4 protein-coding genes are annotated in these 5,292 nt (G+C 61.8%); all 4 read right to left on the bottom strand.

The annotated features are described in order from the left end of the window. Positions 1–325 precede the first annotated feature (325 nt). Entirely contained in the window at positions 326–589 is a 264-nt protein-coding gene (locus tag B5G28_RS14020; RefSeq protein ID WP_087249797.1) for a TIGR03905 family TSCPD domain-containing protein, read from the bottom strand. Between the two features lie 178 nt (positions 590–767). Beyond that, complete coding sequence (locus tag B5G28_RS14015) at positions 768–1,625, bottom strand: PHP domain-containing protein (RefSeq protein WP_087249795.1); 858 nt, start codon at positions 1,623–1,625, stop codon at positions 768–770. Between the two features lie 244 nt (positions 1,626–1,869). Next, the gene (locus tag B5G28_RS14010; protein WP_087249792.1) at positions 1,870–4,137 is read right to left on the bottom strand and encodes a hydratase; all 2,268 of its coding nucleotides are present in this window, start codon (positions 4,135–4,137) and stop codon (positions 1,870–1,872) included. 153 nt (positions 4,138–4,290) lie between these two features. Then, positions 4,291–4,818: a type III toxin-antitoxin system ToxN/AbiQ family toxin gene (locus B5G28_RS14005; protein WP_087249790.1), complete on the bottom strand. Its 528-nt coding sequence runs from the start codon at positions 4,816–4,818 to the stop codon at positions 4,291–4,293. Positions 4,819–5,292: the final 474 nt, after the last annotated feature.

Genomic DNA, 5,292 nt, shown 5'->3' with positions numbered 1-5,292 from the left:
AACCATGAGCGCATTCAACTGAAAACAGGACTGGCTCCGCTTACGCTTCGCCAGTCCTGTTAAGCTCCCCACTACACGAGGGTCTTTTTATTCATGTCTACTAATTCTGGGGCAGTTCAGGACGAGGGTTGTTGTATTTTTATAGGTTTTCAGCGCGTACCGATTGAGATAATCAGGCTATCTGAAATCTTGGACTCACCGGGGCGCAGCCCGGGAGCCTGCTAAAGCGGCTGAAACCTGACCGCCGGCAGGGCCTTGTGAAGCCCACAGCAGTCCCCGGTACCAGGTGAAAGTCTTTTGCCGACTTTTCTTCCAGAAAAGTCGGTTACTGGTTTTCCAGGGCGGCGAGGGCTTTGCGGAGGTTTTTGGCGATCTGGTCGGGGCAGCTGGTGGGCTTGGACCCGCAGGTGACGCCTTCCATCCGGGCGATGGCGTCCTCCGCCTTCATCCCCTTCAGCAGGCTGGCAATGCCCTTCAGGTTGCCGTTGCAGCCGCCCATCACCTGGACGGACTCGATGGTGTGGTCAGGAGCCAGCTCAATCATGGTCATGCGGGAACAAGTCCCCTGGTTGGGAAAAGTATAAGTCATAGTATTCACGTTCCTTCTTTTGTCATGTGTTCCCGGGGCTTTCGGGGCCGCCGGGTGTATCTTGCAGGCAGAGGGCGGAATCCGCCCCGCCGCCTTTCAGCAGGTATCAGCCCGCCGCAGTCCGCCGGGCCGGGCCGGTTTTGGTCTGGCCGGGCCCGCGGGGCGTCCGGGGCGGGTGTCAGCCGTTCAGCTGGCCCTGGCGCTGCCGGGCCAGGCCGCAGATGCGCTGGATCTGGTCGTCGGCGGTGGTGCAGGTGCCCACCGGGTGGGGATGGGCCGAATTGGCCCCGTGGAAGTCGGTGCCGCCGGTGACGATCAGGTTATACCGGGCGCACAGGGCGCGGCATTCGGCCTTGTCCTCCTCGCTGTTGCGGGGATGGTCGATCTCGATGCCGTCGATCCGCCCCTCCGCCGCCAGCTGCCGCACCAGCGGCATGCTCTTATAGACGGTAGGATGGGCGAACACCACCACGCCCTTGGCGGCACGGGCGATGTCCAGAACCTCATCCACGGTGGGGTATTCGGGGCTGTGGAGCACCACGCCCCGGGGATTCCATCCGAACAGGTAATGGTACACCTCCCCATAGACGCTGTCGCACAGGCCCAGCTCATGGAGGGCCTGCATGATGCCGCTCTTGTACAGCACCCCGCTGTCCTGGGCGTATTCCAGGGCCTGCTCGGTGCGGAACTGGGGGTACATCCCCTCCAGTTCCCGGGCGCTCTGGAGACAGCACTCGTTGCGGCGGCGGCGCATGGTGTCGCAATGGGCCCGCAGCTCGGGACAATCCTGGGGCCAGTAGCACAGCAGGTGAACCCGGTGCTGGCGCTCATAGTCGTAGCCGGTGAGCTCCACGGCGGGAATCAGCTTCACCCCCTCCTGTTCGGGGTGGGCGTAGCAGTAGGCCGCGCTGAGGAAAGTATCGTGGTCGGACAGGGCCAGGGCGGACAGACCCGCCCGGGCCGCCATGGGCGGGATGCGGTGGATGGGCACCGACCCATCCGAACAGGTGGAATGATTGTGCAGGTCGCCGGGCATGGCGAAGCCTCCTTTCCCGGGCAGCTGAGTCAAGCACTGCCTGCGGCAAAACTGGCGCAGCGCTCCGGTTTTTGTGAGCGTCCTCCGGGGCGCAAAGCAAAAATCAGCTCAGCGCAAGAGAGGAACACGGTCTCCTTTTGCAAGCGGACGCAGCCCCGCCGGACAACCAATTTGCCGCAGAGGCCGCCCCAAAGGGCGCAACTTCTGCGGCAAACGGCATCGGAGGGCGGGGCCGCCCCCGGGATCAGTGTTTGTAGAAGTTAATCAGGCAGCCATCCGCCAGGATCTGCCGCTCGTCGGCGGTCAGGGGCGCAATGGACAGGGTGAAGGCGGTGGGGGTGTCTCCCAGCACATAGGCGGGAATCTCGCTCAGGTCCCCGGCTAGGGCCTTGCGGGCACCCGGAACCAGGATATAGTCCCCCAGCCCGAAGGGGGTGGGCCCGGCGATCTGGAAGGGCAGCATACCCCAGTTGATGAGGTTGGAGCGGTAGCGCTTGGTGGCGTATTCCACCGCGATGTTGGCCCCGGCGCCCAGAACCCGCTGGCAGCTGGCGGCCTGTTCCCGGGCGGAACCGTCGCCCGGCTTGACCGCAAAGATGGTGGAGGCGATCTGGACGTCGTCCCAGGTCAGGCCCTCACAGCCCGGCGCCGCCTGGATCTTTGCCAGCAGGGCCTCGTCGCCCTGGCCGGCGCGGCGGGCGGCCTCCTCGGCCTGGACTTCCTTGGCGCGGCCCACATAGGCGGGGTCCTTGCGGCTGAGGGTGAACTCGGCCAGGCCCAGGGGGTTGGAGCGGTAGGAACTGGTTTCGCCCGAGGGGATCAGCTCGTCGGTGGTGGTGACGGGGTCGGTGATGTAGGAAGCCACCTTCAGCAGCAGGTTATCCCCCAGAGGGGCAATCTCGGGCCAGTCCTTGATGTTGGGGCCCAGCTTGAGGAGGGCGTCATAGTTGCCCTGGCCGAAGCCCTGGTACACGCGGGCCTGATAGCTGGTGTCGTCGAAGGTGTATTCGGGGACGGTGGGGTCGTAGTCGATGGCGGTGGCCGGGGTCAGGATGCCGCCGTTGGCGGTGGTGGCCGCAATGCTGCGGGCATCCATCAGGGCCACACCCGCCAGCTGGCCCACGCCGGGCTTGGAACCCTCGCGGCTGGGGAAGTTGCGGGTGGTGTGGCGGATGGACAGAGCCCCGTTGAAAGGCACGTCGCCGGCGCCGAAGCAGGGGCCGCAGAAGGCGGTCCGGATGGTGGCGCCCGAAGCCATCAGGCTGGACAGGGCCCCGGCCTTGTCCAGGGCCATCATGACGGGCTGGCTGGCGGGATAGACGCTGAGGGCGTACTCGCCGCAGCCGCCGGTACGGCCCTTCAGGATGGAGGCTGCCTCCACGATGCTGTCGTACAGGCCGCCGGCGCAGCCGGCAATGACGCCCTGGTCCACACGGAGCTTGCCGTTTTCGATCTTGGAGCACAGGTCCAGCTTCACGTCGGTGCGGCCCACCAGCTTCTGGACGTCCTGCTCGCAGGCGTGGAGGATGTCCTCCAGGTTGGCGTTCAGCTCCTCGATGGTGAAGGCGTTGGAGGGGTGCATGGGCAGGGCGATCATGGGCCGGATGGCCGACAGATCCACCTTCACCACCCCGTCGTAATAGGCCAGGTCCGCCGGAGCCAGGGCCTTGTAGTCGGCGGCCCGGCCGTGGGCGGCCAGATATTTCCGGGTGGTCTCGTCGGTCTCCCAGATGGAGGACAGGCAGGTGGTCTCGGTGGTCATGGCGTCGATGGCGTTGCGGGTGTCCTGGCGCAGGCTGGCCACGCCGGGGCCGATGAACTCCATCACCTTGTTCTTGACATAGCCGCTCTTGAACAGGGCGCCCACCAGGGCGATGGCCACGTCGTGGGGGCCGCAGCCCACCGGCAGCGACCCGGTCAGGTAGATGGCCACCACGCCGGGCCGGGCCACGTCATAGGTGCGGCCCAGCAGCTGTTTGGCCAGCTCGCCGCCGCCCTCGCCGATGGCCATGGTGCCCAGGGCGCCGTAACGGGTATGGGAGTCGGAGCCCAGAATCATCTTGCCGCAGCCGGCGAATTTCTCCCGCATGTACTGGTGGATGACGGCCAGGTGGGGCGGCACAAAGATGCCGCCGTACTTCTGGGCCGCCGACAGGCCGAACCGGTGGTCGTCCTCATTGATGGTGCCGCCCACCGCGCACAGGCTGTTGTGGCAGTTGGTCAGCACGTAGGGCAGCGGGAACTTCTCCAGGCCCGAGGCCCGGGCCGTCTGGATGATGCCCACAAAGGTGATGTCATGGCTGGCCATGGCGTCAAACTTGATTTTCAGGTTTTCGGGGTCGCCGCTGGTGTTGTGGGACTGCAGAATCCCCCACGCAATGGTCCCCTGCTGGGCTTTGGCCGCGGCGTCCGCGTCAAATCCCAGCGCCGCCAGGGCGGCCGGGGCGTTCCCGTCCGCCATAATCCACTGGCCCCGGGCCAGGTATGCGCCGGTGCTGGTGCACTCAATCATTTCATTCGCCTCTCTCTCAATTTTTCTTTGTTTCCCAAAGCCGCCCCCCGCCCCATTGCCGGCAGCCGCTTTGTTTTTATAGTATACCACGGTTCGCGCGAAAGAAAAAGGGGCAGCAAGTACTTGGCCGCCCCTGCCGAGAAAGGGCAGACATCAAGCCTGCCCTTTCGGGTTTATCTTCTTTTTGATTTTGGGAACATAATTGGGATCATATAAAGAGGCTTTCCTCTCCAGCTTTTTAAAATTACAGCAGATCTTTGTATAAAAGGGAGCGCAGCCGGACACAGCTTTGCGATATGTAACCTCAGCGCGGTGTACAATCAGCTCCGCATTCTTTTCACAATAGTTCAGCTGATTGATTAACAGCATTCTATACTTTTCATCCTGAATATCTTTAAAATCAAAAGGCAGCAGACACGCCGGGACAACCGGAATCATATTGTTGAAGCCCATGATTCCCAGTCGTCCATTATCCAGTTTCAGCACAGGGCCTCCTGATTTCAGATTTGCATGATTCGGCTTTGGAGATTCGAGCGGCACATAGTAAGACATACCATTTACGGAGAGAACCACGCCCACATAAGGGCGGTGTTCCCCCTTGTTCATTTGGACACGATTATCAATGGAATGAAGATAGTTAATATACTTCTCCTGAATGTGATAAAATTTGAACTTTGCCATATGCCCTCCAAAGACGAGAAAACGCGGAGTGGCACATAGCCACCCCGCGCCTTTTTGGTTCCTCACTTTCGGTAGAGGCTCACCGCTTTTTTCATTCTCTACTTAACGGTAAGAGCTCACCGCTTTTTTCATTCCCCTATTTTTCAGGCAGGGCGGGGCTCCCCTCTTTCAGCGGACAAGCAGACGTTTCGTCTTTTGTCTTGGCAGGGATATATCTCCCTGCGTTTTTATTATATACAAAAAGCGGAGCAAAAGCAACACATGTAAACTGGCGTGAAAAAATTTCATCCATTTCAAGCTCATTTTAAAACCTATCATCGTCTGTTTTGCCCGACAGTTCCGTCAGACGGTCCAGACTGCAGCCACGGCTTGAGCGAAAGAAAAAGAGTCTTTTCCCGCAGAAAATTCCAGCCGGGAGCCAGCCCCCAAGGGGGGCGGCGGCGCAGCCGCGGGGGGACTTCCTCTATGGGCGGG

This window comes from Faecalibacterium sp. An77 (assembly GCF_002161315.1).
Taxonomy (GTDB): domain Bacteria; phylum Bacillota; class Clostridia; order Oscillospirales; family Ruminococcaceae; genus Faecalibacterium.
The sequence above is the reverse complement of the archived record's forward strand: the minus strand, read 5'-3'. Positions and strand labels throughout refer to the sequence as shown.

Coding starts and splice junctions, on each gene's coding strand:
- B5G28_RS14005 (WP_087249790.1), bottom strand. CDS start 4,818: ATGGCAAAGTTCAAATTTTATCACATTCAGGAGAAGTATATTAACTAT.
- B5G28_RS14015 (WP_087249795.1), bottom strand. CDS start 1,625: ATGCCCGGCGACCTGCACAATCATTCCACCTGTTCGGATGGGTCGGTG.
- B5G28_RS14020 (WP_087249797.1), bottom strand. CDS start 589: ATGACTTATACTTTTCCCAACCAGGGGACTTGTTCCCGCATGACCATG.
- B5G28_RS14010 (WP_087249792.1), bottom strand. CDS start 4,137: ATGATTGAGTGCACCAGCACCGGCGCATACCTGGCCCGGGGCCAGTGG.